This is a genomic window from Cupriavidus sp. 96C5-1 (assembly GCF_057798855.1).
Genome location: NZ_JBYOJU010000025.1, coordinates 46,182 through 70,810 on the forward strand (window position 1 = coordinate 46,182; position 24,629 = coordinate 70,810).

Sequence of the window (24,629 nt, forward strand, 5' to 3'; positions counted from 1 at the left end):
CATGCACGTTGCCTGCGTTGTCGTGCGCGCCCGAAGCCGGGTACGGGTGCCGCATCCCGAAAGCATCCGATCCGAAAAAAGTCCCGAAAATAGTTTGCGGTATTTGCGCGAGGCTGTTCGTCCCTTAGACAGGGGGGACGCTTCTGTCGCCGGCGCGAGCCGCCGGCCATGTGACGGCCCTGATGGACGTGAGCTGCCCGGCGCGGGGCGGGCAGCCGATTGGCATCGACTCAACTTTCGGGCAGGAATTCCACATGAGCACACGCGGACAAAAACGCGCGACGGCGACACCAACGCAGGGGATGCAAGAGGGACGGGCGTTCCACATGGCACCGATCGCGCGGGCGATCGCCGTGGCGCTGGCAGCCAGCGGGGTCGCCGCCGATGTGCATGCGCAGCAGGCCTTCAGCGGCGCCTGGTTCGCGGCCAAGGGCGCCGCGCAAAGCATGGCGGCGCAGACCGGCAGGCTACCCAACGGGGCGCTGGCTTCGTCGTTGACCAGCCCGCAGGGACAGCAGCAACAGGCCAACGCGCAATTGCAGCGCTCCATCGCCAACCTCGGCGCGGCGGCGCAGGCCATCGCCGCGCAGCAGTCGGCGCAAGCCGCTGCCCGGCTGGCTGCCCTCAATGAGGCTTCGGTGCCCGATGGCCTCGCCGACGGCGGCCTCAAGGTCGACACCAACAGCCTGAGCGCAAGCTGGCTCAATGCCAAGGCACCGGTGCAGACGGTGGCGGATGGCAGGACCACGGTGGCCATCCAGCAGACGGCCGACAAGGCGATCCTGAGCTGGGAGACCTTCAACGTCGGCAAGAGCACCACGGTGGCCTTCGCGCAGCAAAAGGACTGGGCGGTGCTCAACCGGGTCAACGATCCGCAGGCGCGGCCCAGCCAGATCCAGGGGCAGATCCAGGGCGACGGCACGGTGATGGTCGTCAACCGCAACGGCATCATCTTCAACGGCAGCAGCCAGGTCGACACGCGCAACCTGGTGGCCGCCGCCGCCAACATCGGCAACGACCAGTTCCAGAAGAACGGCATCTATGGGCCCAACGCCACCACGCCGAGCTTTACCGACGCGCTGGGCAAGGTGCAAGTGCAAGCCGGTGCGCGGATCACGACGCACGAGCCGTCGCGCGTCACCGATGGCGGCGGCTACGTCATGCTGCTGGGCAGCGAGGTGAACAACGCCGGCGCGATCACCACGCACCGGGGCCAGACCCAGCTGGCCGCCGGCGACAGTTTCATCATCCGCAAGGGCGCCGGGACCGAGGGCAACACCGCCTCGACCACGCGCGGCAACGAAATCGCACCGCAGTTCGTCGCCGATAGCGCCGCCGGCAAGGTGGGCAACACCGGCCTGCTCCTGGCCCGCGAAGGCGACATCACGCTGGCCGGGCGCGACGTGCGGCAAAACGGCGTGGCCGTGTCCAGCACCACCGTGAACGCGCGCGGCACGATCCACCTGCTGAATTCGGCCAGCGATACGCAGGGCAAGGTCACGCTGGGCCAGGGTGCCACCACCGCGATCCTGATCGAGGACGATGGCACGGCCCGCGCCCTGGACAGCCAGCGCGATGCGCTGATCAAGGATTCGGCGGATCAGGACAAGATACGTGCCCAGACGGCCGCCGGCGCCTTCGACAATCTCGCGCGCCTGCCGGACCGGCGCGACCAGTCGCGCATCGAGATCGTCTCGGGCGGCGACGTGTTGCTCGACAGCCATTCGCTGACGCTCGCCACCGGCGGCCAGATCGCGGTCAGCGCGGCCAGGCGCAGCTTCGTGGCGGAACGGGCCCAGCTCGACGTCTCCGGCGCGGTGGGCGTGAGCCTGGCGATGGAAGCGAACAACGTCAAGATCAACGTGCAGGGCAACGAGCAGCGCGATGCGCCGGGCAACCGCGACAGCGGCAACCTGCTCAACGCCAACGTCTGGATCGACCGGCGCAAGCTGACCTACGTGCCTGCCGGCACGGGCGGGTACGCGGGCGAGCGCTGGTACACGGCGGGCGGCCTGCTGGAGGTGGGCGGGTACCTGAACAACCAGGGCCACGGCATCGGGGAGTGGGCCGCGCAGGGCGGCACCATCGTGCTGGGCGGCAAGGAGGTCGTCACCCAGGCCGGCTCCAGCGTGAACCTGTCGGGCGGGAGCCTGAACGTGCAGACCGGGTACCTGAACCAGACCTGGCTCAAGGGCAGCGACGGGCGGCTGTACAACGTCAACAGCGCACCGGCGGACATGGTGTTCGCGGGCGTGTACAAGGGCTTCGAGAGCGAGCATGCGCGCTGGGGCAAGACTACGACGGAGTACTACTACGCACCGCTGATCGCGCCGCAGCGGCTGCTGGAGAACGGCTATACGGTGGGCCGGGATGCGGGCCAGCTGATCGTCAGCGCGCCGACGGCGGTGCTCGAAGGCGACATCGTCGCCACCGTCTTCAATGGCGCGCAGCAGACGCGCGCCGCTTCCGCCAGCGTGACGGACCCTTACAGGCAGAGCCAGAACGCGGTGGCCAGGGCAGGGAGCCTGGCGCTGGGGCAATATGGCGCGCTGGGGCGCGTCAATGCCTTCAACAGCGACGTGAAGATCGGCGATATCGACAGCATCACGCCGAACATGGCGGCGGCCGATGCGCTGGAGGCGAAACGGCTGAGCACCGTATGGCTGGACGCGGCCCGCCTGAACGGGCAACAGCTCGGCGGGCTGGATATCGCGACCCGCGGCCAGGTCGCGGTCGATGCGCCGCTCGTCCTCGCCAATGGCGGAAGGCTCTCTATCACCTCTCCCGTCACCAGCATCCATGCGGATATCACCGCGCGCGGCGGCCAGGTGAGCGCCGGCAACCTGTTCCAGGCCGGCAGCCCCGAAGTGCTGCTGACGCCGGACGGCCACGCGAGCGTGACGCTGGCGGCCGGAAAAACCATCGATGCGCGGGGACTCTGGACCAACGCGCAACTAGGCCCGTCCGACCTGTCCCGCCTGGCTTACCTGGACGGCGGCAGCGTTACGCTCGGCTCGACGCAGGATGTGACGCTGGGCGTCGGCAGCCTGATCGATGTATCGTCGGGCGCCGCGATTCTGGCCAACGGCAAGATCAGGGGCGGCAGGGGCGGCAATGTGAAGCTGAGCGCCGATGACGGGGGCAACGGGGCGGGCAGGCTGACGCTGGATGGGGACATCCGAGGCTATGGCGTCAATGGCGGCGGCACGCTCACCATCGGCGCCGGGCCGGCCATCGCCATTGGCGGCAAGGTGCTCGAGAACAACGGCACGCTCGGGGCGGGCGAGGCGGCCGTGGTGGATCTGGTTACCACGGAGGCGTTCACTATCAAGGCTGGCGATGTCCTGCCATTCGACTATACGTCGACCTACACAAGAAATGTCGCGTTAGGCGGGGAGAAGCTCGGCGGCGCTCCCGCGTTCTCCGCCGACAACCCTGTCAAGCTTGCGGCGGATTGGCAGCCACCTCTTGCTGTATCCGGCGTCTACGCCTTGGGTACGAGCGCCGGGACCATCCTTGTCAGGAGTTCCGGAGTGTCGCCCGTTATCCCTGCCGGGACCATGATCACCAGTGTATTGGGCTTGGGCTTTCCCACGGACTATGTCGTTCCGTCGAGCGCTTTTCCAAGCGGTATTCCCATTCAGCCGACGCTGACTACGATTCATATCAAAGCCGGAGATCCGGCCCCTGCCGAAATCTCCTATGCGGCCGGTACAACCATTCCGGCTGGTCTGAAATTGCCGCAGGCGCTCAAGGTCCAGCCTGTTCAGTATCTGGACACGTCTCTCTTTCAGAAAGGTTTTTCCAGCTATGTGGTCGACGGTCATCAAAGCCTTGCCGTCACGGCCGGCACGAAGATCGATGCAGCGATGCCAGTCTATCGCCTGTCCGCGGCGGCATCCGGTATGGCGACGGGAGCCGATCTGTCCGCCGTTCTCGAACTCTGGACGCCGCCGCTGTATCAGGAAAACCCCGTTGCCGGCAAGCTGACGCAGCGCGCGGGCGCCGATGTCGCGCTCAAGTCGAACGCCGCCATGCTCGGCGGCGCAGGCAGCATCGGCATCGGCACGGGTGCGTCGATCACCGTCGACCCCGGCCGTCGCATCGTGGTCGAAAGCCCGGGGCAGATCACGATCGACGGCAGACTGCAAGCGGCTGGCGGCGCGATCGATGTCATCCAGGAAAATACCGCCGCGGAGGAAGGTGCTACGGCCGATCCGGCGCCGGGACAGCGCTCGATACTGATCGGCGATCATGCGGTGCTGGATGCGGCCGCTCGCGCCGTGACGGCAGTGGACAGCAACGGGCGGCGCTACGGCGTGGTGCCGAACGGCGGCAGCATCACGCTCGGCGCACGGACCAAGCGCGACAACGATGGGAGCATCGCCCAGGCTGCCGATTCATTTATCGTGATTCGGCCGGGGGCCTCGCTCGACGCATCGGGTGCCAGTGCAGTAGTCGATCAACCGGGTGGCGCTGGGCCATTCATGCTGGCCGGAAATGGGGGCAGCATCGCCCTCAATTCGTTCAATGGCCTCTATCTCGACGGCAGCATGAAGGCCGCCGCCGGCGGTGCCGGCGCGCTGGGCGGCACACTAGTCCTGACCTTGGAAACAGCGCGCTATCGGGCTTCGGCCGCAAAGCCGACGGTCCAGGACGATGTGCGCTTCCTGCGTGAACTCGTGATCGGGCAGGATTACGTGGCGAGCGGCTCGGATGCGCCGCTGCGGATCGGCACCGCGCGTATCAGCGCGGAACAGATCAAGGCCGGTGGTTTCGACAGTCTCTCGGCCTATGCCGACATCGTGCGCTTCGATGGCAATGTCGATCTGGCGCTCGGCCGCGATATCGAGCTCTACCATTCGGCGCTGGTCACGGACGGCTCCGCGGTGTCTGTTCGGCTTGCCGCGCCGCATGTCGCATTTCGGGAAGCGCCGGGCAAACCGATCACTGGCAGCTCGGTCTATCCGAAGGCACAGGGCAATCTGCCCGCCATCACGCCCTCCGCTCGGGTGGGCAGCGCAAAGCTGCTGGTCGATGCCGACCTGATCGACATCCATGCGCTGCAACTCGGCGGCGCCATGGGATCCGTTCCATTGCTGGGCGGGTCGCGCGCCTTCGACTATGCGGGCTTCGACGGGGCGACGTTGAACAGCCGGGGCGATATCCGGATGATCGGCAATCTCGTCGGCAGCCGCACGCTGGATCTCAACGCCGCGCAGATCTATCCGGTCAGCAGCGCCAACGGCACGATTTCCTATCAGGGGGCCACCATCATGGCCTGGGATTCCGTGCATATCGGCCGTAGCGGTGACGCGCTGCCGGCCCTCCCCGGGTCGCTATTCGGCAGTCTTGCCATCTATGCGAAGGAAATCGAGCAGGGTGGCGTACTGCGAGCGCCGCTGGGTTCGATCACTCTCGGCACGACGGCAAGCAGCGGTACGCTCCAACCGCCGGTCACCGAGAAGGTCGACCTGCTCCCCGGCAGTGTCACCTCGGTCAGCGCCAACGGCTTGGCGCTGCCGTATGGCGGTACCGTGGACGGCATCACTTATATCCACGGCGGCAACCAAGTGAAAGGGTCGTTGACGTCGATCCCCAGCGTTACGCTGGCCGGCAAGTCGTTCGACGTGCATGAGGGGGCGACCCTTGACCTGTCGGGCGGCGGTGACCTGCTGGGTGCCGGTTTCGTCAGCGGCCGCGGTGGCTCTGTCGACGTGTTGACCACGGCGCTGGCCAACGCAGGAGCCGGTTATGCCTACAGTTCGGCGGCCAATCGCGTCTATGCCATCGTGCCGGGCGTGCAGCCCGGCTATGCGCCGATCGATGCCGATGCCGGTGCGGCTCCCGGGGTTGGGCGGCAGATTACCGTGCCGGCTGGCGTACCGGGCCTGCCTGCCGGCACCTACACGCTGATGCCGGCACGCTACGCGCTGCTGCCGGGCGCTTATCGGGTCGAGCTCGGCAGGCAAGGGGCATCGCCGGCAGCGACGGCGGCGGCGACCGCGACCGGCACTGGGTCGTGGATCGTGCAGGGCTATCAGGGTCTTGCCAATACCAGCTACCGTGACGCGCTGCCGACGCAACTGGTAGTGACGTCGGGCCAGACGGTGCGAGCCCATTCGCAATACAACGAGACCAGCTATGCCAGCTTCCTGGTCGCCGATGCGGTTCGATCAGGCGCGCTGCGTCCGCTACTGCCGGTGGACGCCAAGTCGTTGAGCCTGGCCTATGCCAACGAGCCGGGCTCCGGGCCTGCACTCAGTTTCAAGGGCCAAGCCCTGTTTACTCCGGGCCGGGGTGGCTACGGCGGTGTGTTACAGGCTAGCGGTACCGATGGCTCGACGGCGGGGAGCATTCTTGAAGTGACGGCCTCGGGAGCCACGCCCACTGCCGGTTTCATTTCGCTCGCGGCCGACGACCTCAATGCCATCGGTGCAGATCGCATGATAATAGGCGGCAAGACCGGCTTCATTGGGTCTGAAAACACCTTCATTATCTCCAGCGGTACCAAAGGCGTCGTCATCCGCAACGGCGCAGTGCTGCAGGCTCCCGAGATATTCCTGGTTGGCAGCTTCGCCGGCGTGAGCGTGGAAGACGACGCGCGGATCAGTACCCTTGGGCAGGGGAGCGCGACGCCCTTTCCTACGGCGGACGGCTACCGCTATACCGCAGACAACTCTGCCGGTTTCACGACCAGCGCCCTGATCCTGTCGAATGGCTTGCTCGACCTGGTGTCGAGGCCAGGCAGCGGTACCTCGTCGGGCATCGCGGTGGGCAAGGCCGGGTTGTATACGGAAGGCACGCTGGGTTTTGTGGTCAGTGCGGACGGCAAGCTGGTGCTCGATCCGGAAGCGCGCTACGGCGCCAGGTATTTGTCCGTGGCGGCCCCCAGCATCAATATCGGACAGCAGGCGGCAATCGATGCGGCCGCCGCCGCCCATGTGCTGCCCGACGGCCTGACCCTCAACCAGCAGGTGTTCGACGGCCTGCTCAGAGGCAATGCCGGGGCCGGCATCCCGAAACTCGAAACCCTGATCCTGTCGGCGGGCGGATCGGTCAACTTCCTGGGGCCGGTCTCCTTCAACACCATCGATCCGGCCACCGGCAGGTCGAGCCTTGCCGAGCTGGTGCTCAGCACGCCGGCCATCTACGGCCTGGGCGCCGCCGGCGACAAGGCGACGCTGACCACGGGAACGCTGTTCTGGAACGGCGCCAGCGACGGCAAGGCGCGGGACTCCGGGTCTCAACCCGGCAGCCTGCCGGCGCCCACGGTGATAGCCGGCGGTCCTGGTACCGGCGCCGGCACGCTCGACCTCGTGGCCGACGAAATCGTCTTCGGCTATCCCAGGTTCGCGCAGCCCGATACGCAGCTCACGCTGGACCGGCTGGCGCTGGGCTTCGCCACGGTCAACCTGAATGCCAGCCGGCGCATTACCGCCAACAACCGCAACACCCTGGCGGTGTACCAGAGCGGTACCGATGCGGCCTCCTACGCGGGCGGCAACCTCAATCTGGTCACGCCGCTGCTGAGCGGCGCCGCCGCGTCGATCAACCGCTACACGGCGGGCGGTGCCCTGACGGTGTCTGCGCCCGCCGGCGCTCCGGCGGCGAGTACTGGCGTGCTGGGTGCGGAGATCGGCCTGAAGGGGCGGACGGTGACGCTCGACAGCGCGGTGTCGCTGCCCAGCGGCAAACTCACCGTCGAGGCCGACGGCGATATCCGGCTGGGGGACGCGGCGCGCATCGATCTGGCGGGCCGCGAGGTCAGTTTCTTCGACGTCCGCAAGTACAGCTGGGGCGGCGACCTGATCCTCTCCAGCGCGCACGGCAATATCGCCCAGGCATCCGGATCGGTGATCGACCTCTCGGCGAGGAACAATCGTGGCGGCTCGCTGTCCGCGGCCGCAACCGATGCGGCCGCGGGGGATGTGACGCTGGCCGGCGCCATCCTCGGCGCCGCCAGCGGCACCCATGACGCTGGCGGCACGCTGGTGCCGCATCCGGGTGCGACGATCGACGTGCGGGCCCAGGCCATCGGCGATTTCGCGGGGCTCAACCAGCGCCTCAACGGCAGCGGTGTACTCGGTGGCCGCAGCTTCCAGCTGAAGAGGGAGGGCCTCAACCTCGTCGTCGGCGATGAACTCAAGGCCAACAGCATCAATGTGTCGGTCGATGGCGGCAACCTGACGGTCAACGGCCGGGTCGATGCGAGCGGACCGCAGGTGGGCACGATCAGGCTGGCTGCGCGCGACGGCCTGACCCTGGCCTCCACCGCGGTGCTCGATGCGCATGGCACGCAGTTGCGCGTGGACAGCTACGGCCAGCCGATCGATGCGCCCAACCGCGCGATCGTCGAGCTGACGGCCGGCAAGAACCCTGTCACCGGCGTGCCGGGCTGGCTGCGCATCGCCCCCGGCGCGACGATCGACGTGCGCGCGGCGGATGGCGTCGCGCGCGGTACGGTCAGTCTGAATGCACCGCGCCTTGACGCGAGTGATGGCGATATCGCTATCGACGCGGCCGGACCTGTCGTCATCGACGGCGCGAAGAGCGTCGCGCTGAATGGCTTCCGGCGCTACATCGACGCCCCGCCGGGGACGCCTTCGGCCGACGGCCGTCCGGTCCAGGTGATCACGCAGGCCTACCTGGACGGCATCGATGCGGACAGCAAGGCTTTCATCGGCGCCGCCTGGAACAATGCCGGCCTGCAAGGGCGCCTGGCCGGACTCAGGGCCTACGGCGCGGCCTACCATCTGCGTCCCGGTGTGGAGATCGCCAGCGCCACGGCCAATGGCAGCCTGATGGTCGACGGCGATCTTGATTTCTCGGGCTACCGCTATGGTCCGGGTGCGGATCCGTTCATGCGCGGCTCGGGCGAGCCGGGCGTCCTGACGCTGCGCGCCGGCGGCGACCTCACCATCAAGGGCAGCATCAACGACGGTTTTGCCCCGCCGCCGGAAACCGCCGACGACAACGGCTGGCTGGTCACGACCACGACCCTGATTCGACTGGGTGAGCCCCTGCCATCGCCCATTAACTATTCGGACGCTTCTGCCGTTTTCGAATCTGATTACCATCTCCCGCAAACGTGTGGGAGTTGCTTTGTGGCTACCGCCGATTTCAGCGGCATTTTCACTTCAGGCGATACCGTTCCCAAGGGTACAGTCGCTGCCTATGTCATGCTGGACGCGGGACTGCCAAGTCCCTTCACCATTTCCACTTCATCGACGAACCCTCGTCCCGAACCAGGCAAATTGTGGGCGGTATCGCCAATGCTCGCAGCGGGTTCCCAATCCTGGTCGATGCGATTGGCCAGCGGTGCCGATGTCACGTCGGTAGATACTCGCGCGCTACAGACAGCGAAGACGGGCAATCTGGTTCTCGACGATGAGCATTTCAGCGGGCCGACGAAGACTGTGAAGGCCATCAGCGTGGTGCGCACCGGTACAGGCGATCTCGACCTGCTGGCCGGAGGCGATGTCTCGATGAAGTCGCTGTTCGGCGTTTATACGGCGGGTACCCAGTCGGCGCCGGTGCTCGCGGCCGACGGCTCCAATCCGTACAACCAGCCTCGCGGGCGGCAGCCAGACGGTAGCGGCACCAGCGTGCTGGGCCCCGATGGCAGTGCCTACGAAAGCCTTGTCGCAGGATCGTCCAGCCTTTATCAGGCGTGGTACCCGGAAAACGGGGGCAATCTGCTGTTGACGGCCCAGGGCAAGCTCACGGGCTTGACGGTGTTCAATTCTTCAGCCGCACCTCTGCCCTCCAACTCCACAGGCAACTGGCTATGGCGGCAGGGTGGCGACATATCCGGCCTGCCCGCCGCCTGGTGGGTGAACTTCGGCACCTACGTGCTGCCGCTATATGACAACGGCGCGCCGCGACCTTCCTTTGCTGGGGGCGAGCCCCGATTGGTCGGCTTCACCGGCTTCGGCGCCCTGGGCGGCGGCAATGTCGCCGTGCGGACCGGGGGCGATGCCGGCGTGATCGACGGCATGGGCGATGCCATCAAACCGGTCAGCCAGGGCTTGACGGTCGCCGCAGGCGGCTCGGGCCGCGTTACCGCCGATGGCCGGTTGATCCAGACCGGCGGCGGGGACGTGAGCATCCGGATCGGCGGTGCGCTCAACCCGCTCGATCCCAACGTCAATCCCAGCAGTTCCTATGTATTGACCTTCGTACGCGGTGCTACGCTGGCAGCTAACCTCAACGGCGTGCTGACCAATGTGCGCGGTGCCATCGATGTGAGCGCCGGTTCCATCGGCCGCATCGATCTCGGCTATGGCGTCAGCGCACCCTCGTACACGGCCGATCCACGCGCGCCCGATCCCAACGCGGCCAATGGCGGCCGCTCGAACGGCGGACCACTGGTGCTGGCGGGCGACACCGCCGTGTCCTTCACCTCGCGCGGCGATCTGGTGCTGTCGAGCGTCGAGGATCCCGGCCGCACGGCACAGCAGAACACCACGCCCTACGGCATCGCGTCCAACGGCGTGACGACACCCTACAAGGGCGGCGGCTACAGCTGGTTCACGCTGTGGACCGATCGCACGGCGGTCGATCTGTTTGCCGCTGGCGGCAACCTCACGCCCACCACCGTCGGCGTGAACAACATCAATGCCAACAGGAATGGGGGCGACTATCCCGCGATACTGCGAGCCGTGGCGGCCGAAGGGGGCATCTACTACGGTGCGCAGCTTTACGACGTCGGCAATTCTTACACGACCTCGCTGATGCTGGCGCCGTCACCGCGCGGGCAACTGGAAATCCTCGCGCGCAATTCGATCCAAACGCTTGGCATGCCGATCAACATGTCGGGTGCCGGCATGGGCGTACTGCCGACGCCGCTCAAGGCGGCCTTCATGGGATCTCCGACCGAGTCTGGCGGCGCGCTGTTCACGAACATCAGCGTGGATGGCGCAGGCCTTCACTATGGCTTGCCGCTGTACGCCTTCGGTCCCAATACGGTGACGGGAAATCTTCACGCCGGTGACTATGAGCCGCAGCGCTTCTATGCGGTCGATGGCGACATCATCGGGCTAAGAACCGGCGAGGTGCTGGATTTCACCAACAACGGAAATCACGTTTCGAACAAGCCGGTCAATCAGTGGAATGTCGCGGCCAAGCCGGTCTGGATCATGGCAGGGCGCGACATCGTGGGTGCCGGTGCACAACCTGGAAACGACAATAACGGCAAGCCCCTCTATCCCGCCGGCAACTATGGCGCGGCATCCTCGGGCAACCTCATCTACCACCCCGATGCCACCGATGTGTCAGTGGTACGCGCGGGACGCGACATCCTTCAAGCCAACTTCCAGGTGGCGGGGCCAGGCACGCTGGAGATCTCGGCAGGCCGCAATTTCTACCAGGGCGACAAGGGCTCGATCGCCAGCATCGGTCCGGTCGCCAGCGGGGACAGCCGTCCCGGCGCGTCCATCGTGGCCATGGCCGGTGTCGGGTCCAATGGTCCGGACTATGCGGCGCTCAAACGCTACCTCGACCCCGCCAACCGGTTGCCAGCCGCCACGCCGCTGGACGGCTCGGGCAAGGTCGCCAGGACCTACGAAGGCGAATTGGCTGCATGGCTCACGGAGCGCTACGGTTATGCGGGCACCGGTGCCGAGGCCCTGGCTTATTTCAATGCACTCGCACCCGAGCAGCAAAGCGTGTTCCTGCGTGAGGTCTACTACGCCGAACTGAAGGCCGGCGGGCGCGAGTACAACGATCCCGACAGCCGGCGCTATGGCAGCTACCTGCGCGGGCGCAACGCCATCGCGGCGCTGTTCCCCGAGCGCGATGCCCAGGGCGGCAAGATCGCGCGCACGGGGGACATCACGATGTTCGGCGGCTCAGGCATCCGCACGCTGTTCGGCGGCGGCATCCAGATGCTGGCGCCGGCAGGCCAGATCGTAGCGGGCGTGCAGGGCACGGTACCCCCGGCATCCTCTGGCATCGTCACGCAAGGCGCGGGCGACATCGATCTGTACTCCAAGGGCAGCGTGCTGCTGGGCCTGTCGCGCATCATGACCACCTTCGGCGGCAGCATCCTGGCGTGGTCGGCCGAAGGCGACATCAACGCGGGGCGGGGCTCCAAGACGACGGTGGTCTACACGCCGCCCAAGCGGGTGTACGACGACTACGGCAACGTGAAGCTGTCTTCGCAGACGCCATCGTCGGGCGCCGGTATCGCCACGCTGGCGCCGATTGCCGACGTGCCGGCCGGCGATGTGGACCTGTACGCCCCGCTGGGCACGATCGATGCCGGCGAGGCGGGCATCCGCTTCTCGGGCAACATCAACCTGGCGGCGCTGCAGATCGTCAACGCGGCCAATATCGTGGGGCAGGGCAAGGCAACGGGCCTGCCGACGATCGCGGCGGTGAACGTCGGTGCGCTGACCAATGCGAGCGCGGCCGCGGCGCAGGCGGCGACGGCGGCGCAGGACGCAACGCAGCGCGATCGCGCCGCGGCCCGTCAGAATCTGCCATCCATCTTCACGGTGCGGGTACTGGGCTTTGGCAACGAGCAATCGCCGCCTACTGAAGGCGAGCAGAGAAACGTGCCGCCGCGTTCCGGGCAGCTCGGCCACATCCCCTACGACGCAACGAGTCCGGTGCAGTTCGTGGGCGTCGGCGGGGACTTCGATGTCAGGCAGGTAGCGCGTCTGACCCCGGAGCAGCGCCGCCAGTTGCAGCAAGACCGCTAGGGCGGGTATCGGACGTGCCTTTCCCGGCCTGTCGCCGCACTCGCGAGACAGGGCTTGGGATCGCTTCGCCCTTGATTCAGGCATGGCTTGCTATTGCAACCGCTTGCCTGTCGTCGGGATGTCATCGGGGCGGCAACGTCCGCTTTCGGTGCCGGTCATGCGGCAGGCTTTGTCGATATGGAAGATGGAGGCAGATCCGTCATGGACCTGAATAACGAATCCTGCGTGGAGGGGGGCGACGCGGTTGCCGACGCAGCCGGCGCCACCGCCGTCGAGGGCAACCGCGGCGTGATGCTGCGCGAGTTCCTGGTGACGAACTATGACCGCCTGCACCGCCGGCTCCTGCGCCATCTGCGGTGTCCCGATCTGGCCAGCGAGTCCCTGCACGATGCCTGGCTGCAACTAGGCAACCGGAGGGTCTGCGCGCAGATCCAGAGTCCCGAGGCCTATGTGTACCGCGTGGCCCGCAACCAGGCGGTGGACCGCCTCCGCGCCGACCGGTCGTGGCAATATACCGGTGACGCCGACACCGAGCTGGAGTACATCGTGGACGCCGCGCCCGGTCCGGCCACCATTGCCGAGGCCCGCTCCGATCTTGTGGCGGTGGTCGATGCCCTTGGGCGCTTGCCGTATCGCCATCAGGCGGTCCTGGTCGCGCTGCGCGTCGAGGAGCAGACCCGCCAGGAGGTGGCGGCCTTTCATCGCCTGTCGATGCGCCGCGTTGACAATATGCTGAGGCGGGCCCTGGACCTGTGCGCCGAGGGTACTGGACGGACCGTGACGGCGGGCGCGAACGCGTCCCGCTGTGCGTTGCCGCGATGGCGGATCAAGCGGGGCGCCGCCGGCGTCGCGATCTCTCCGGTAGAGTAGCCACGAGATGAAGGTCGGCCGCGGCTGGGTTTGAGGGGCTGTGGTGCCATGTCTAACTGCCAAAGCGCTCTCGGTTTGCATGCGCCAGCTCGACAATTGAGTTGCAGCAGACACTACAGCGCATCGATACGTAACCAAAACCGATCTTCCGAATCCGCCCCGCCGTGTTGCCTTCGACAGCACGGTCATCCAGCGCCGCACAATCCGTGCACGTCAGGCGTTGAATGGATGCAATCTTTGCTCGCCGTCATCTTTGTCTGCCGTTCCATATGTTCGCTTTCCAAATCCGATTATTGAGTTGTCTCTGCAGCGAGTCTAAAAGAAAGAGGGCTATGAGGACTGGCGTCGCCACAAACAGAAACCCCACACTCGAACGGTGTGGGGTTTGTCAGAGAGCTGCCGGCATTGCACCGGCAGCTACTGCATCAATCCGCGCGTATCAGCGGCCGGCCTTGCCCGAGCAGGCCGTGGCGTTGCCCAGGTTCAGGTTCTTGCTGCTGTTGTTGGTCAGCAGGTTGTCGCGGACCGCGGTAACGATGGTGATCGGCAGCTTAACGAAGCCGTTGCCTTCGATACGCGACGTATTGTCGTTGACGCCGCTATAGGTGTAGTGACGGTCCAGGAAACCCAGGATCTTGCTCAGCACGCTGCTGTTGCTGTAGCACGTCACGTGGTCGAGGAAGGTCAAGCCCGAGATCGGGTAGCCGTCGGACGGGTTGGCGACAGTCGGAGCCCAGCTAACCGGGTCGGCGAGATTGAGGCCCAGCGTCAGGTTGGTCAGAGCCAACGCGGTGTTGGCGGATGAGGGCGTGTAGCGTACGAGGCTGTTCTTGTTGCGCAGCATTGCAGCCATCAGATTCTTCGTAGCCGCGGTCGAAGTCGGTGCTAGTGTCGTGTTGATGTATGCCGGGCTGAGGTAGCCGATGACGTTGGTGCCTGCATCGACCGCATCACGTACACCGGCGCTCAGGTTGGCGGCAGAGAAGCGCAGCTTCGCCGACGCGGAAAGGAGATTCACCACGTTCGAGAAGCTGGTGGTGACTGGGAAGGCCACATCCGAGTTGCCGGTGGCACCGGTGGTGCAAACCGCGTTCAGATGGCGCGTGAAGATCTCGGTGGTGCCGCTGCTGTCGCCGCGGTACACGACGTTGATCGGCGAGTTCGGTAGCGAGGCGAGCACCTGGTTCCACGTGCTCAACTTGCCGGAGAAGATGCCGCACAACTGGTTGGTGTTCAGCGTCAGCGCGCTGGCGCCCGTGATCTTGAAGGGAATACCGACGGCGGTGCCAACCGACGGCATTTGCACCACGGCGCCGTCGATGGCGAAACGGTTCATCATGAAGGTGCTAAGTTCGATCGACGACAGCACGGAATTGCTGCCGGCGAAGTGAACCACAGCATCGTTGCGCGGCGGCGAGTAGGTGTCGTTGAAGGCGGTCGCCACGTTGGTCAGCAGGGCCATCTTGCCGGCGCCGCTGCCGGTGGAGGCGTACAGGTAATCCGGAGCAAAGGCGCCGATTTCAGCTTTGTACAGGAACTCGGGCGCCGATGCGCCGCCGCCGACCACGTTCTGGGCCATGGCCGACGAGGCCGAGAAAGCGACGGCCAGGCAGGCCGCGTTGATCAGTGCGTGCGTCAGTTTCACAGTGCAACTCCCGTTGATTGGGTGCATAGCGTTGATGTCGATGCATGGCCGCCATTGGTGGCCACTCGAGTGCTTGGACGGATTGGCTCGTGTGGTGACGATAGGCTTGAATTTGCGCGGCTTTCTGGCGGAATGCAGATGTATCATTATCTTGCTGTCGTCTGCCGCCAACACCAATCGCCATGTACGGAAACGTAGAGATTGGCCCGGCGATACGCCGGGCCAATCCTGTCTGCCGGCATTGCACCGGCAGCTACTGCATCAATCCGCGCGTATCAGCGGCCGGCCTTGCCCGAGCAGGCCGTGGCGTTGCCCAGGTTCAGGTTATTGCCGCTGTTGTTGGTCAGAAGGTTGTCGCGGATCGCGGTAACGATGGTGCTCGGCAGCTTGGCGAAGCCGTTGCCTTCGATACGCGACGTGTTGTCGTTGACGCCGCTATAGGTGTAGTGACGGTCCAGGAAGCCCAGGATCTTGCTCAGCACGCTGCTGTTGCTGTAGCACGTCACGTGATCGAGGAAGGTCACGCCCGAGATCGGGTAACCACTGGCCGGATTGGCGGCCGTCGGGGCCCAGCTATTCGGGTCGGCGAGGTTGGTGCCCAGCGTCAGACCAGCCAGGGCCAGCGTGGTGTTGGCGGAATTGGGCGCGTAGAACGTGCTGTTGTTCTTGTTGCGCAGCAATGCGGCCTTCAGGTTCTTCGTGGCGGCGGTCGACGACGGCGCCAGCGTCAGATTGATGTAGTCCGGGCTGAGATAGCCGATGACGTTGGTGCCTGCATCGACAGCGTCACGCACGCCGGCGCTCAGGTTTGCGGCGGCGAAGCGCAACTTCGCGGACGCCGAAAGCAGATTCACCACGTTCGAGAAGCTGGTGGTCACCGGGAAGGCCACATCCGAGTTGCCGGTGGCACCGGTGGTGCAAACCGCGTTCAGGTGGCGCGTGAAGATCTCGGTGGTGCCGCTGCTGTCGCCGCGGTACACGACGTTGATCGGCGAGTTCGGCAGCGAGGCGAGCACCTGGTTCCACGTGCTCAGCTTGCCGGAGAAGATGCCGCACAGCTGATCGGTGCTCAGCGTCAGCGCGCTGGCACCCGTGATCTTGAAGGGAATGCCGACGGCGGTGCCGACGGACGGCATCTGCACCAGATTGCCGTCAGTGCCCGCGCGGGTGTAGCCGCTGATGTCCGTCGACGACAGCACGGAATCGCTGCCGGCGAAATGAACCACCGCGTCGGTGCGCGGCGGCGTGTAGGTGTTGTTGAAGGCGGTCGCCACGTTGGTCAGCAGGGCCGTCTTGCCGGCACCGCTGCCGGTGGAGGCGTACAGATAGTCCGGAGCAAAGGCGCCGATTTCCGCCTTGTACAGGTACTCGGGCAGCGATGCGCCGCCGCCGACCACGTTTTGGGCCATGGCCGACGAGGCCGAGAATGCGACGGCCAGGCAGGCCGCGTTGATCAGTGCGTGCTTCAGTTTCACAGTGCAACTCCCGTTGATTGGGTGGAAAGCATTGATGGATCGATGCATGACTTCACTTGCCGCGGGCGCCGTTTGGACGGTGCTGAAGAGATCGCCGCCCGCCAGGAGATTGTTGGCTTGCGGGATGAAGAAGGCGGGTTGAAACGGTGAAGAGACGACGACGCTGGCTCATGCAGTTTCGTCATTTGGCGAGCGGGTAACAGCGCGTGCCGGATATGAAGCGCGTTCGTTGTCGTGGCGCGCGGCATGTGCGTATCGCTATGGCTGCGAGGCAGGCCTTGTAGTTCCTCGGCGCTCATGGAATTGCGGAGGCACTGCGCCGGATGCTGCCGGGGCTCCGATACTCTCCGCACGGACGCGATCTTCGCAGATTTCGTCACGGGTGTGCAAATCTTGCTTTGTAAATTGGCGACGACGCGGCCGATACGAGCCGCCGGATACAGGGTGCTTTTGGAGGTAGGGGTAGCGGCCGCGCCTTTGCGAATCGCGTTGCGCCATGCACCGGGGCATTCGGGGAGCGCTGCGGGCACTCTGGCATAGAGGTCCGTTCAATGAAGCTGGCATTGCATCCAAACGAGGCGCGCATGATCACCGTGCAGTCGTATCTGGACGAGTTTGGCGATGGACTGGCGCCCGGCCGTTTGCCGCAGGCGCGTTGTCCGATCTGTCATCGGCCGCTGCTGCTGATCGCCGCGCGCAGCGCGCGCATCCGACCGCGCTTTAGCCACGATACGCACAAGCGCGCGCGTTGTCCGCTGGTGCGCAATGGCGATTCGCCCGAGGAGATCACGGTAGCGGCGCAGCCCGACAGCCTGCTGGCGGAGCGGAATCTCAACCGGTTCCTGGGCAAATGGCAGTGGCACCTGGACTTGATGCGCCACGCGCATTGTGTGCCTTCGCTGACGATACATCGCTTTATTTCCCTGATCGATGTGGCGACGCATCGCAATCTCTGGGCCTATCCGGACCTGCGCGAGGAGTGCGTGCCGTTCGTGCTGCTCTCCTACGCGGGTTTCATGCGCGGCGAGCGTGGCTATCGCACCGGCGGCAGCTGGGTGCGCTTCTGGTTCGACGCCAGCGTGCGCGATGTGAGCGATCTGCATGTGCCGCGCCCGCACCCGCCGCTTTTTTTCCGCACGCACTATGCGCGGCCGCGCGCCACTCCGCTGCCTGCGCAGCACCATCTCTTCCATATCGAGGAGGTGAGCCTGGCGCCGGGTTTTCTCGACAGGCCTGTGCCGCAGGTATCCGTGACCGATATGGAGGCATTCTGGGCACGCCTGGCGCGCCGGCGGTCATGAGGCGGGCGCAGCGGGGGGCGGCGGTGGTCACGGCGCTGTTGATCGTCGCGCTGGCCACCACGCTGGTGGCCACCATGTTCGCGCAGCAGCAGGCGGCCACGCGCTCGGTGGAGGCGCATCGCCTGCGCGCGCAAGGGGAGGCCATGCAGGGCATCGTGGTGGAGCGGGCGCGGCTGTTGCTGCGCGACAGCAGCCGCACGGCGTCCGTCGACCACTTGCGCCAGCGCTGGGCGCAACCGTTGCCGCCCACGCGCGTGGCGGCGTTGCTGGGGCCGCAGGCCGCGCGGCTGGCCGGCTTCGCCGACAGCGGCCAGGCGATGACGATCGGCTCGCGCGTGCTGGATGCGCAGGCGCGCTTCAACCTGGCCACGCTGATCGCGCCGGCGGAAGCGGGCAGGCCGGCCAGCGTGCGTGCCAGCGGCGTCGCCTTGTACCAGCGGCTGTTGACCTCCTTGTCGCTGAATCCGTCGCTGGCATCGGTGACGGCCGCCTACGTGTTGAAGAGCCTGTCGGGCACCGGCGGGGGAGGGCAGCCGTTGCCGCTTGCCCGGATGGCGGACCTGCTCGCCATTCCCGGCTACACGCCCGATGCGGTGCGCGCGCTGATGCCCTATGTGGCGATCCTGCCGGTGCCGACCTCGGTCAACCTGAACACCGCCGGCGCCCAGGTGCTGGCGGCGGCGATTCCCGGTCTCACCGTGTCGCAGGCCGGTGCCCTGGTGGCGGACCGGGAGCGGGCGCATTTCCGCGATGTGGGTGACCTGAGCATCCGGCTCAAGGCGATTGCGCCTGGATTGCCGGAGCCGCAGGGCTTGCTGCTGGAGACGCGCAGCCAGTATTTTCTGGTGGAGGGGGAGTTGCGCAACGAGCGGGCCCGGCTGCGGCTGGAGGCCCTGGTGCGGCGCGACGGGATTGGCGAGGCGGTGCGCACGCAGGTGGTGTGGTCCGCCGATCCCGCCACGCAGGAGCTGGAGTGATGCGCGGGCCGTGCTGCATCGGCCTGGCGCTGCTGGCGGCGGCAGGCGCGCCGGCGCGTGCGGATTGCTTCGAAGGCGCGGGCGTCTACCACGGCGTGAACCCGGTGATCCTGCGCGCGATCGCGTGGCAGGAGTCGCGTTTCCGGCCCGATGCGGTCAACCGCAATGCCAACCAGTCGGTGGACATGGGGCTGATGCAGATCAACTCCATCCACCTGCCGGAGCTGAAGCGCTATGGCGTCGACGCAAAGACGCTATACGACGGCTGTGCCAGCATCTATGTCGGGGCATGGCACCTGCGCCGGAAAATGAACAAGTACGGCAACAGCTGGGCGGCAGTCGGCGCCTACCATTCCGAGACGCCGGCGCTGCGGGATGGCTACGCGGCCTCGATTGTGGCGATTATCCGCAAATGGTCCGCGCAGCCCGGCGGCGCGCAATGGCGCCCGCCGGCAGACTGAACCGGCCCCCGCCACGGCTAGCGGTTGCCTTTGCCGGGCGGCGCCAGTTCCGCATTCAGCGCGACCTGCCCCGCTTGCGCGCCGGGCAGCGCCTTTGCCTCCAGTTGCACGGGCTTGATGCCATATTCCCTTCGCACGGCTTCCAGCCATTGCATCCATGCGTGGAAGGAGGCGCGGGGCACCTGGACCCGCAGCGTGTCGTCCCCAGGCTCCACGCTGGCGCCCGCGATGCCGTGCTGCATCAGCGACGCCGCCAGTGCGGCCTTCCATTCGGCGGGGCGGTGCGCGGGTGGATCGGGCAGCGCGCGCAAGGTGGCGGCCTGGGCGCCAAGCGCCTGCATTTGCACGGCCTGTTCGCGCTGGCGCGGCAAGTCGCGCTCGAGGCTTGCGATGGCGTTGGCCGCCGGCTCCCAGCCGCCCAGCCAGCCGGCGGTGGCGCCGACCACCAGCGCGCACAGCAGCAGCGCGCGCCGCTCGCGCGGGGCGCGCGCCAGCCAGGCGGCGCGTGCCCGTGCCAGGTGCGGGGAAGCGTGGTCAGCAAGCCCGCGCAATCGTTCACGGGGCGATGTGGCGCGATCACGTGCTGCGGCAGCCGATCCGGGCGGATCGAAGGCATCGCGGGACGTGCCTGCCGCAGCGGCGGTCGGGTTGCGGGCGCCAGGGTTGGCCGGCAGCATGGCAAGCCGCTTGTCGTCGGCGGGGGTGTTCATGTGCGGCTCCTCAGGATCCATTGGCCGTCTTCCACGCGCGCGCTGAGGCCGGCGTTTTCAAGGCGGGTGCGCAGCGCCTGCGCGTCGATCCGGATGTCGTTTCCGGAGGCGCTGCCAAAGCGCACGCGCAGGCTGCGCTCGCGGTAGTCCAGCTCGCTGACCGCGGTGAGCGGCACCGGCGCCAGCGCCTGCGCGAAGCGGTCGGCCAGCACGGCGAAGTCGCCGGGCGCGGGCTGGCCCTTGGCCTGGCGCAGCAGATCCAGTTGCTGCCGCATCTGTGCCGGCGCGTCGACGATGGGGCTGGCCTTGGGGAAGTGCTCGCGCAGCACGCCGTTCATGGATGCTGCCAGGGCATTGTGCTGGCGCTGCAGGGTCCACCATTGCGCATTGACGCCGGCCAGGCAGAGCAGGACGGCGGCCAGCGCCAGACTGAGCGGCCACGCGAGCGATGCCGTGCCGGGCGCGCCCCCGCGGCTGTTGGCCGCCAGCGCGAACTGGCAGGCATCCATCTGCGGGAGCGCGCGCGCGCCGGCAATCCACAGCGGCCAGCCGGCGGCCCGTGCCTCGCGCCCGGCGGGGAGTTGCGACAGCAGCGTCTCGCCGGCGTACAGCGCGGCGCCGGCCAGCGGGCCGCGCAGCCAGGCGAGGGCTTCGTCGGGCGCGAGGACGATCCCATAAGCGCCGTCGTCGGGCTGGCGTACGGTGAGCAGCCAGCAAGGATGGTGCGCCTCGGAGCCGGCAGCGGGCGCGTTGTCGGCGCCGGCTTCGGTGGCCGCGGCTGGCGGCACGGCGGCAGGCGCTGGCTCCACCGCGACAGCGCCTGCCGCGTGGCCGCTGGCCGGCAGGCATAGCGCCGCCGGCAGCAGGCGCAGGCGCCGCCGGCCAAAGGCCTCCAGCAGCAGGCCCAGCCAGGCGGCGCCGGTGACCGCGAGCGTGGCCTGGCCATCGGGATGACGTGCCAGCACGGCGATATGGCAGTGTTCGGCGTCGCGGATCAGGTGCTCCTCGACCAGTCCCGGCAGGGTCTCGCGCAGGCGCGTCCCGGCAACGGCCGGAAGCGGTACGCGCAACAGCAGGACATCGCGCGGGTCGGCCAGGAGTACCGTTTCGCGCGCTGGCGGCAGCTCCGCGGCCACGGCGTGGCCGCTCCGCAGCAGTTGGCCTTCGGCGTTGGCGACGGCGTAGGGCAGCGCGTAGCGCCCCGGATCCGGCAGGCTGGCCCCGGGGCGTGCGGACGATAGCGGCGCGGGACAGGCGGGCAGGCGGACGTAGCAGGTGGCGGCGGACTCGGTCATGGGCTCGGTGCTCGCGGCGGCGGTGGCAGGCGTAGAGGGATTGGGGGGAGGGCAGGCGGCCTATGGGCCGGGCGCCAGGACACGGCGGTAGGCCGTAGGGGCGGCGCCTGCCAGTACCACGATCTCCAGGCCGGATACGCGGTTGAGCGGCAGCGCCGGGGCCGTGCCGGCCAATAGGGGCGGCGGGCGGACGCCCCCGTCCCGCGCGGCCCAACCCGCGCCGGACATGCTGCCGGTGTTTTCGCCAGGATCGATCCAGCCACGTATGCGCAGGCTGGCGGCGCGCTCCAGCAGCGGCTGCCGTTGCGCGGGGGTGGCATCGAGCGCGGCGCGCGCGCCTTCGCGGCTGGACAGCGGGGCGGAGAGGCTGCGCCAGAGGATGCCGTCGGCGACGCGGTAGCCCACCACCTGCCAGCGCGTGGGCTGGCCGGGCTGGCGCAGGGCGCGCACGATGCGCAGCTGCGCGCCGTCGAACTGGATCGCGCCGGCGCCCAGCTGCGCGTCGGGCACGGCTTCGGCGAGGTCGTAGCCGAGCTGCGCGAACAGGCGGTCCAGTGCGCGCGTATCCGCCATGCTGTCGCCCACGGCATGCTGGCTGCGGATGATGCCGTCGAGCGAGCGCCAGGAGACCACCGCGATGATGGCGAGGATGGCGATGGCGATGATCATCTCCATCAGCGTGAAGCCGCGGCGCGGGCGCGCGCGGCCGCGCCTACCGCCCTGGGCGCGAGCCATCGGTCATCACCGTTGCGAGCTGGGCCAGCCGCGTGCCCGCGTCGTCGTTGCCGTTGCCTTCGGGGTTGCGGTAGACCGAGATCACCACCAGCCGCAGCAGCGGGTCGGCGGTGCCGCTGACGATTTCCTCGCAGCGCAGCGCCACCCGGCCCTGGTCGCAGGCAAAGCGGCGCGTGCCGGGTTCCGGCCAGCGCCTGAGCAGGCGCAGCTCGGCCAGGCGGTTGGCCGCGCTCCATTCGGCCACGGTGCGCGCGCGCAGGCTGTCGCTGGTGTCGGCCAGCAGCCCCGCCGCGCGCAGGCAGGCGCCCAGCGCGACGGCGACGATGGTCAGCGCGACCAGGACCTCGATCAGTGTGAACCCCGTTGCCGGCATGGGCGGCGGCGCCGTCGGCGTTCGCTTACTGCACCACATAGCGGCCCGGCGCGGTGGTGAGGATGCTGGCACGCGCGCCATCGCGCTCCAGCGTGATGGTGAGCGTGGGTTCCACCGGTTCGCGTCCAAGCACGACCCTGACCGCGCCTGCCTGCGGCGCGGCATCCGGCTGGGCGACGATCAGCGCCGAAAGCGGCGCCCCCCAGTTGCCGGCGTGCAGCATCTCATCGCGCAGGGGCTGCCAGCGTTCGCCGTCGCGCAACAGGAAGCGGTAGCCCCGCGGCGTTGCCTCCCACGCGATGGGCTGCGCGCGCAGCCTGGCCTCCTCGTGCGCATTCTGCAGCAGCGGGATCAAGCGCTGGGCCTGCTGTTCCAGCAGGTTGCGCGGGCTGGGCTGCGCATTCACCACGACAAGCCCGCTGACGATGCCGATGATGACCACGACCACCATCATCTCCAGCAGGGTGAAGCCGCGCACGGTCCGGCGGACCCGCGGGCGGGCGATGACGCGGCTGCCTGCCATGGGGCTCACGGCGCGGCCTATTCCCATGAGCCGATGTCGGCGTCGTTCCCGGCGCCATTGGGCTGGCCATCGGCGCCGAAGCTGAAGATGTCGATCTCGCCCCGTACGCCGGGATTCATGAACTGGTATGGATGGCCCCAGGGGTCCTTGGGCAGCTTCTCCAGGTATCCGCCGCCTTTCCAGTTGGCAGGCACCGGCTCTACCGCAGGCCGGGCGATCAGCGCCTGCAGCCCCTGATCGCTGGTGGGGTAGCGGGCGTTGTCGAGCCGGTACAGCTTCAGCGCCTGCATGATCGAGGCGATATCCTGGCGGGCCGCCACGCGGCGCGCCTCGTCCGGCCGGCTCATGATCTTGGGCACCACCAGCGCCGCCAGCACGCCGAGGATGACGATGACCACCATGATTTCGATGAGAGTGAAGCCGGCGGCGGAACGTGTCCGCATTGCCGTTGGCGCCTTGGGCGAATTCATCGTAGTTTCCGCAAGAAGTCTGTCATGCGTACGCGGTACAACAGCGGCTGGGGCCATGTACCGGAACGGGCCAGGGTGATTCTGTCGAAAGCGTGGGGCAAGCCGGTTACGCGCCCTGCGCGGGTTTTGACACCAAAATTTCATATGAGAGGCTTGCCGCCATGATCCAGCCGAACATCCCGCGCTTGCCCGGCGCAGCACGCCTGGCCCGCCTTGCGCATGCGGCGGTCTGGCGCGGGCGGCTTCTTACCGCGGCCTGCGCCCTGGCCTGCCTGGTGGTGGCGGGATACTGGGCGATGCGCTTGCACGCTGCCCGGCAAGCGGGCGCGCCGCCGGCCAGGCCCGTGGCGGCGCCGCTGGTATCGGGGGAGGGCGCGCGGCTGTTCGGCGCTCGCCCGGCCGAGGATAGCGACCTGCCGGTGATCGTCAGCGGCGTCATTCGTGCCGGCAGCGATGGCGGAATGGCGGGCGGCGCCGCCGTGCTGGCGGTGGATGGCAAGCCGCCGCGGCTGGTCGTGGTCGGACGCGAAGCAGCGCCGGGCCTGGTGCTCGTGGCCGTTGGCGAGCGCCTGGCCGTGCTGTCGCGCAACGGTGTGCGGCGGGAGGTGCGGATGGTGGCACCGGCGAGGGTGCCGGTACTGGCGTTCACGGCGGGCGGGCGCGAGCGGGATGGCGGCGTGCCCGCCGTTGCGAGCAATGTGGCGCGGGCGGGCTCGAGCGCCGCCGTCAAATAGCCGGTTGGCTTCCGCCTCCTGCCCGCAACCTTGACACAATGCAAACCGGCGCCAGATTCTTTTAATCGCCGGGGAGTACCGGCGGTAGAATGATTCCCGTGCGTGCCGGCGCGTTCAGGATTTTCTCCCGATATTCCTGCTGCCGCGCGAGATGCTGGCCGACAGGGGTTGTCCACGTTTTCGCCCGGTTTTCTCACCCGGTTGCGCAACGCTCCCGGGCGGTTTATGCGCGATGCGCGGTCATGGAGCGCGGCCATCCGTTCCTGCGGTGGCTACCCGCTTTCAGAGAGGGTGGCATCCCGATGTGGGGTAGTGAATCGGGATGATTTGTGCTAGAACTCGTCCGGACAAGC

14 protein-coding genes are annotated in these 24,629 nt (G+C 67.4%); 6 read left to right on the forward strand and 8 right to left on the reverse strand.

The genetic code is table 11. The features are described from left to right. The first annotated feature begins 254 nt into the window (after positions 1-254). The gene (locus tag AC3FOF_RS24680) at positions 255-12,707 is read left to right on the forward strand and encodes a filamentous hemagglutinin family protein (RefSeq protein ID WP_488728072.1); all 12,453 of its coding nucleotides are present in this window, start codon (positions 255-257) and stop codon (positions 12,705-12,707) included. Between the two features lie 201 nt (positions 12,708-12,908). Then, the gene (locus AC3FOF_RS24685) at positions 12,909-13,577 is read left to right on the forward strand and encodes an RNA polymerase sigma factor (RefSeq protein WP_488728073.1); all 669 of its coding nucleotides are present in this window, start codon (positions 12,909-12,911) and stop codon (positions 13,575-13,577) included. A 439-nt stretch (positions 13,578-14,016) separates the two neighbouring features. Here AC3FOF_RS24685 and AC3FOF_RS24690 read toward each other — a convergent pair whose 3' ends face one another. Both AC3FOF_RS24690 and AC3FOF_RS24695 read right to left on the reverse strand, forming a co-directional pair. Beyond that, the gene (locus AC3FOF_RS24690) at positions 14,017-15,222 is read right to left on the reverse strand and encodes a substrate-binding domain-containing protein (RefSeq protein WP_488728074.1); all 1,206 of its coding nucleotides are present in this window, start codon (positions 15,220-15,222) and stop codon (positions 14,017-14,019) included. Positions 15,223-15,497: 275 nt separating this feature from the next. Beyond that, positions 15,498-16,697 carry a substrate-binding domain-containing protein gene (locus AC3FOF_RS24695; protein ID WP_488728075.1) on the reverse strand — a complete coding sequence of 400 codons (1,200 nt, stop codon included), beginning with the start codon at positions 16,695-16,697 and terminating at the stop codon, positions 15,498-15,500. Positions 16,698-17,281: 584 nt separating this feature from the next. Between AC3FOF_RS24695 and AC3FOF_RS24700 the strand changes: the two genes are divergently transcribed. The 3 genes from AC3FOF_RS24700 to AC3FOF_RS24710 are packed head-to-tail and all read left to right on the forward strand — an operon-like array spanning position 17,282 to position 19,436. Beyond that, on the forward strand, positions 17,282-17,998 hold the full coding sequence (locus AC3FOF_RS24700; protein WP_488728076.1) for a hypothetical protein: 717 nt from the start codon (positions 17,282-17,284) through the stop codon (positions 17,996-17,998). Beyond that, the gene (gspK, locus tag AC3FOF_RS24705) at positions 17,995-18,975 is read left to right on the forward strand and encodes a type II secretion system minor pseudopilin GspK (protein WP_488728077.1); all 981 of its coding nucleotides are present in this window, start codon (positions 17,995-17,997) and stop codon (positions 18,973-18,975) included. The genes AC3FOF_RS24700 and gspK overlap by 4 nt, the downstream gene beginning before the upstream one ends. Then, positions 18,975-19,436: a lytic transglycosylase domain-containing protein gene (locus AC3FOF_RS24710; protein ID WP_488728078.1), complete on the forward strand. Its 462-nt coding sequence runs from the start codon at positions 18,975-18,977 to the stop codon at positions 19,434-19,436. The genes gspK and AC3FOF_RS24710 overlap by 1 nt, the downstream gene beginning before the upstream one ends. Before the next feature lie 17 nt (positions 19,437-19,453). On the opposite strand, the gene AC3FOF_RS24715 is transcribed toward AC3FOF_RS24710, so the two are convergent. Genes AC3FOF_RS24715 through gspG form a run of 6 tightly spaced genes read right to left on the reverse strand, consistent with a single transcriptional unit; the run spans position 19,454 to position 23,542 of the window. Further along, positions 19,454-20,146 carry a type II secretion system protein M gene (locus AC3FOF_RS24715; protein WP_488728079.1) on the reverse strand — a complete coding sequence of 231 codons (693 nt, stop codon included), beginning with the start codon at positions 20,144-20,146 and terminating at the stop codon, positions 19,454-19,456. Further along, entirely contained in the window at positions 20,143-21,441 is a 1,299-nt protein-coding gene (gene gspL / locus AC3FOF_RS24720; protein ID WP_488728080.1) for a type II secretion system protein GspL, read from the reverse strand. The genes AC3FOF_RS24715 and gspL overlap by 4 nt, the downstream gene beginning before the upstream one ends. Positions 21,442-21,501: 60 nt before the next feature. Further along, positions 21,502-22,176 carry a PulJ/GspJ family protein gene (locus AC3FOF_RS24725; RefSeq protein ID WP_488728081.1) on the reverse strand — a complete coding sequence of 225 codons (675 nt, stop codon included), beginning with the start codon at positions 22,174-22,176 and terminating at the stop codon, positions 21,502-21,504. Further along, complete coding sequence (gene gspI, locus AC3FOF_RS24730) at positions 22,154-22,549, reverse strand: type II secretion system minor pseudopilin GspI (RefSeq protein ID WP_488728082.1); 396 nt, start codon at positions 22,547-22,549, stop codon at positions 22,154-22,156. Before gspI ends, AC3FOF_RS24725 begins: the two co-directional genes overlap by 23 nt. A 25-nt stretch (positions 22,550-22,574) precedes the next feature. Beyond that, entirely contained in the window at positions 22,575-23,072 is a 498-nt protein-coding gene (gene gspH, locus AC3FOF_RS24735) for a type II secretion system minor pseudopilin GspH (RefSeq protein ID WP_488728083.1), read from the reverse strand. 17 nt (positions 23,073-23,089) lie between these two features. Next, entirely contained in the window at positions 23,090-23,542 is a 453-nt protein-coding gene (gspG, locus tag AC3FOF_RS24740) for a type II secretion system major pseudopilin GspG (protein WP_488728084.1), read from the reverse strand. A 161-nt stretch (positions 23,543-23,703) separates the two neighbouring features. On the opposite strand from gspG, the gene AC3FOF_RS24745 reads away from it, so the two are divergent. Beyond that, the gene (locus AC3FOF_RS24745; protein WP_488728085.1) at positions 23,704-24,276 is read left to right on the forward strand and encodes a hypothetical protein; all 573 of its coding nucleotides are present in this window, start codon (positions 23,704-23,706) and stop codon (positions 24,274-24,276) included. The last annotated feature ends 353 nt before the right edge of the window (positions 24,277-24,629 follow it).

Coding starts and splice junctions, on each gene's coding strand:
- gspL (WP_488728080.1), bottom strand. CDS start 21,441: ATGACCGAGTCCGCCGCCACCTGCTACGTCCGCCTGCCCGCCTGTCCC.
- gspI (WP_488728082.1), bottom strand. CDS start 22,549: ATGCCGGCAACGGGGTTCACACTGATCGAGGTCCTGGTCGCGCTGACC.
- AC3FOF_RS24680 (WP_488728072.1), top strand. CDS start 255: ATGAGCACACGCGGACAAAAACGCGCGACGGCGACACCAACGCAGGGG.
- AC3FOF_RS24710 (WP_488728078.1), top strand. CDS start 18,975: ATGCGCGGGCCGTGCTGCATCGGCCTGGCGCTGCTGGCGGCGGCAGGC.
- AC3FOF_RS24725 (WP_488728081.1), bottom strand. CDS start 22,176: ATGGCTCGCGCCCAGGGCGGTAGGCGCGGCCGCGCGCGCCCGCGCCGC.
- gspG (WP_488728084.1), bottom strand. CDS start 23,542: ATGAATTCGCCCAAGGCGCCAACGGCAATGCGGACACGTTCCGCCGCC.
- AC3FOF_RS24700 (WP_488728076.1), top strand. CDS start 17,282: ATGATCACCGTGCAGTCGTATCTGGACGAGTTTGGCGATGGACTGGCG.
- gspH (WP_488728083.1), bottom strand. CDS start 23,072: ATGGCAGGCAGCCGCGTCATCGCCCGCCCGCGGGTCCGCCGGACCGTG.
- AC3FOF_RS24715 (WP_488728079.1), bottom strand. CDS start 20,146: ATGAACACCCCCGCCGACGACAAGCGGCTTGCCATGCTGCCGGCCAAC.
- AC3FOF_RS24685 (WP_488728073.1), top strand. CDS start 12,909: ATGGACCTGAATAACGAATCCTGCGTGGAGGGGGGCGACGCGGTTGCC.
- AC3FOF_RS24745 (WP_488728085.1), top strand. CDS start 23,704: ATGATCCAGCCGAACATCCCGCGCTTGCCCGGCGCAGCACGCCTGGCC.
- gspK (WP_488728077.1), top strand. CDS start 17,995: ATGAGGCGGGCGCAGCGGGGGGCGGCGGTGGTCACGGCGCTGTTGATC.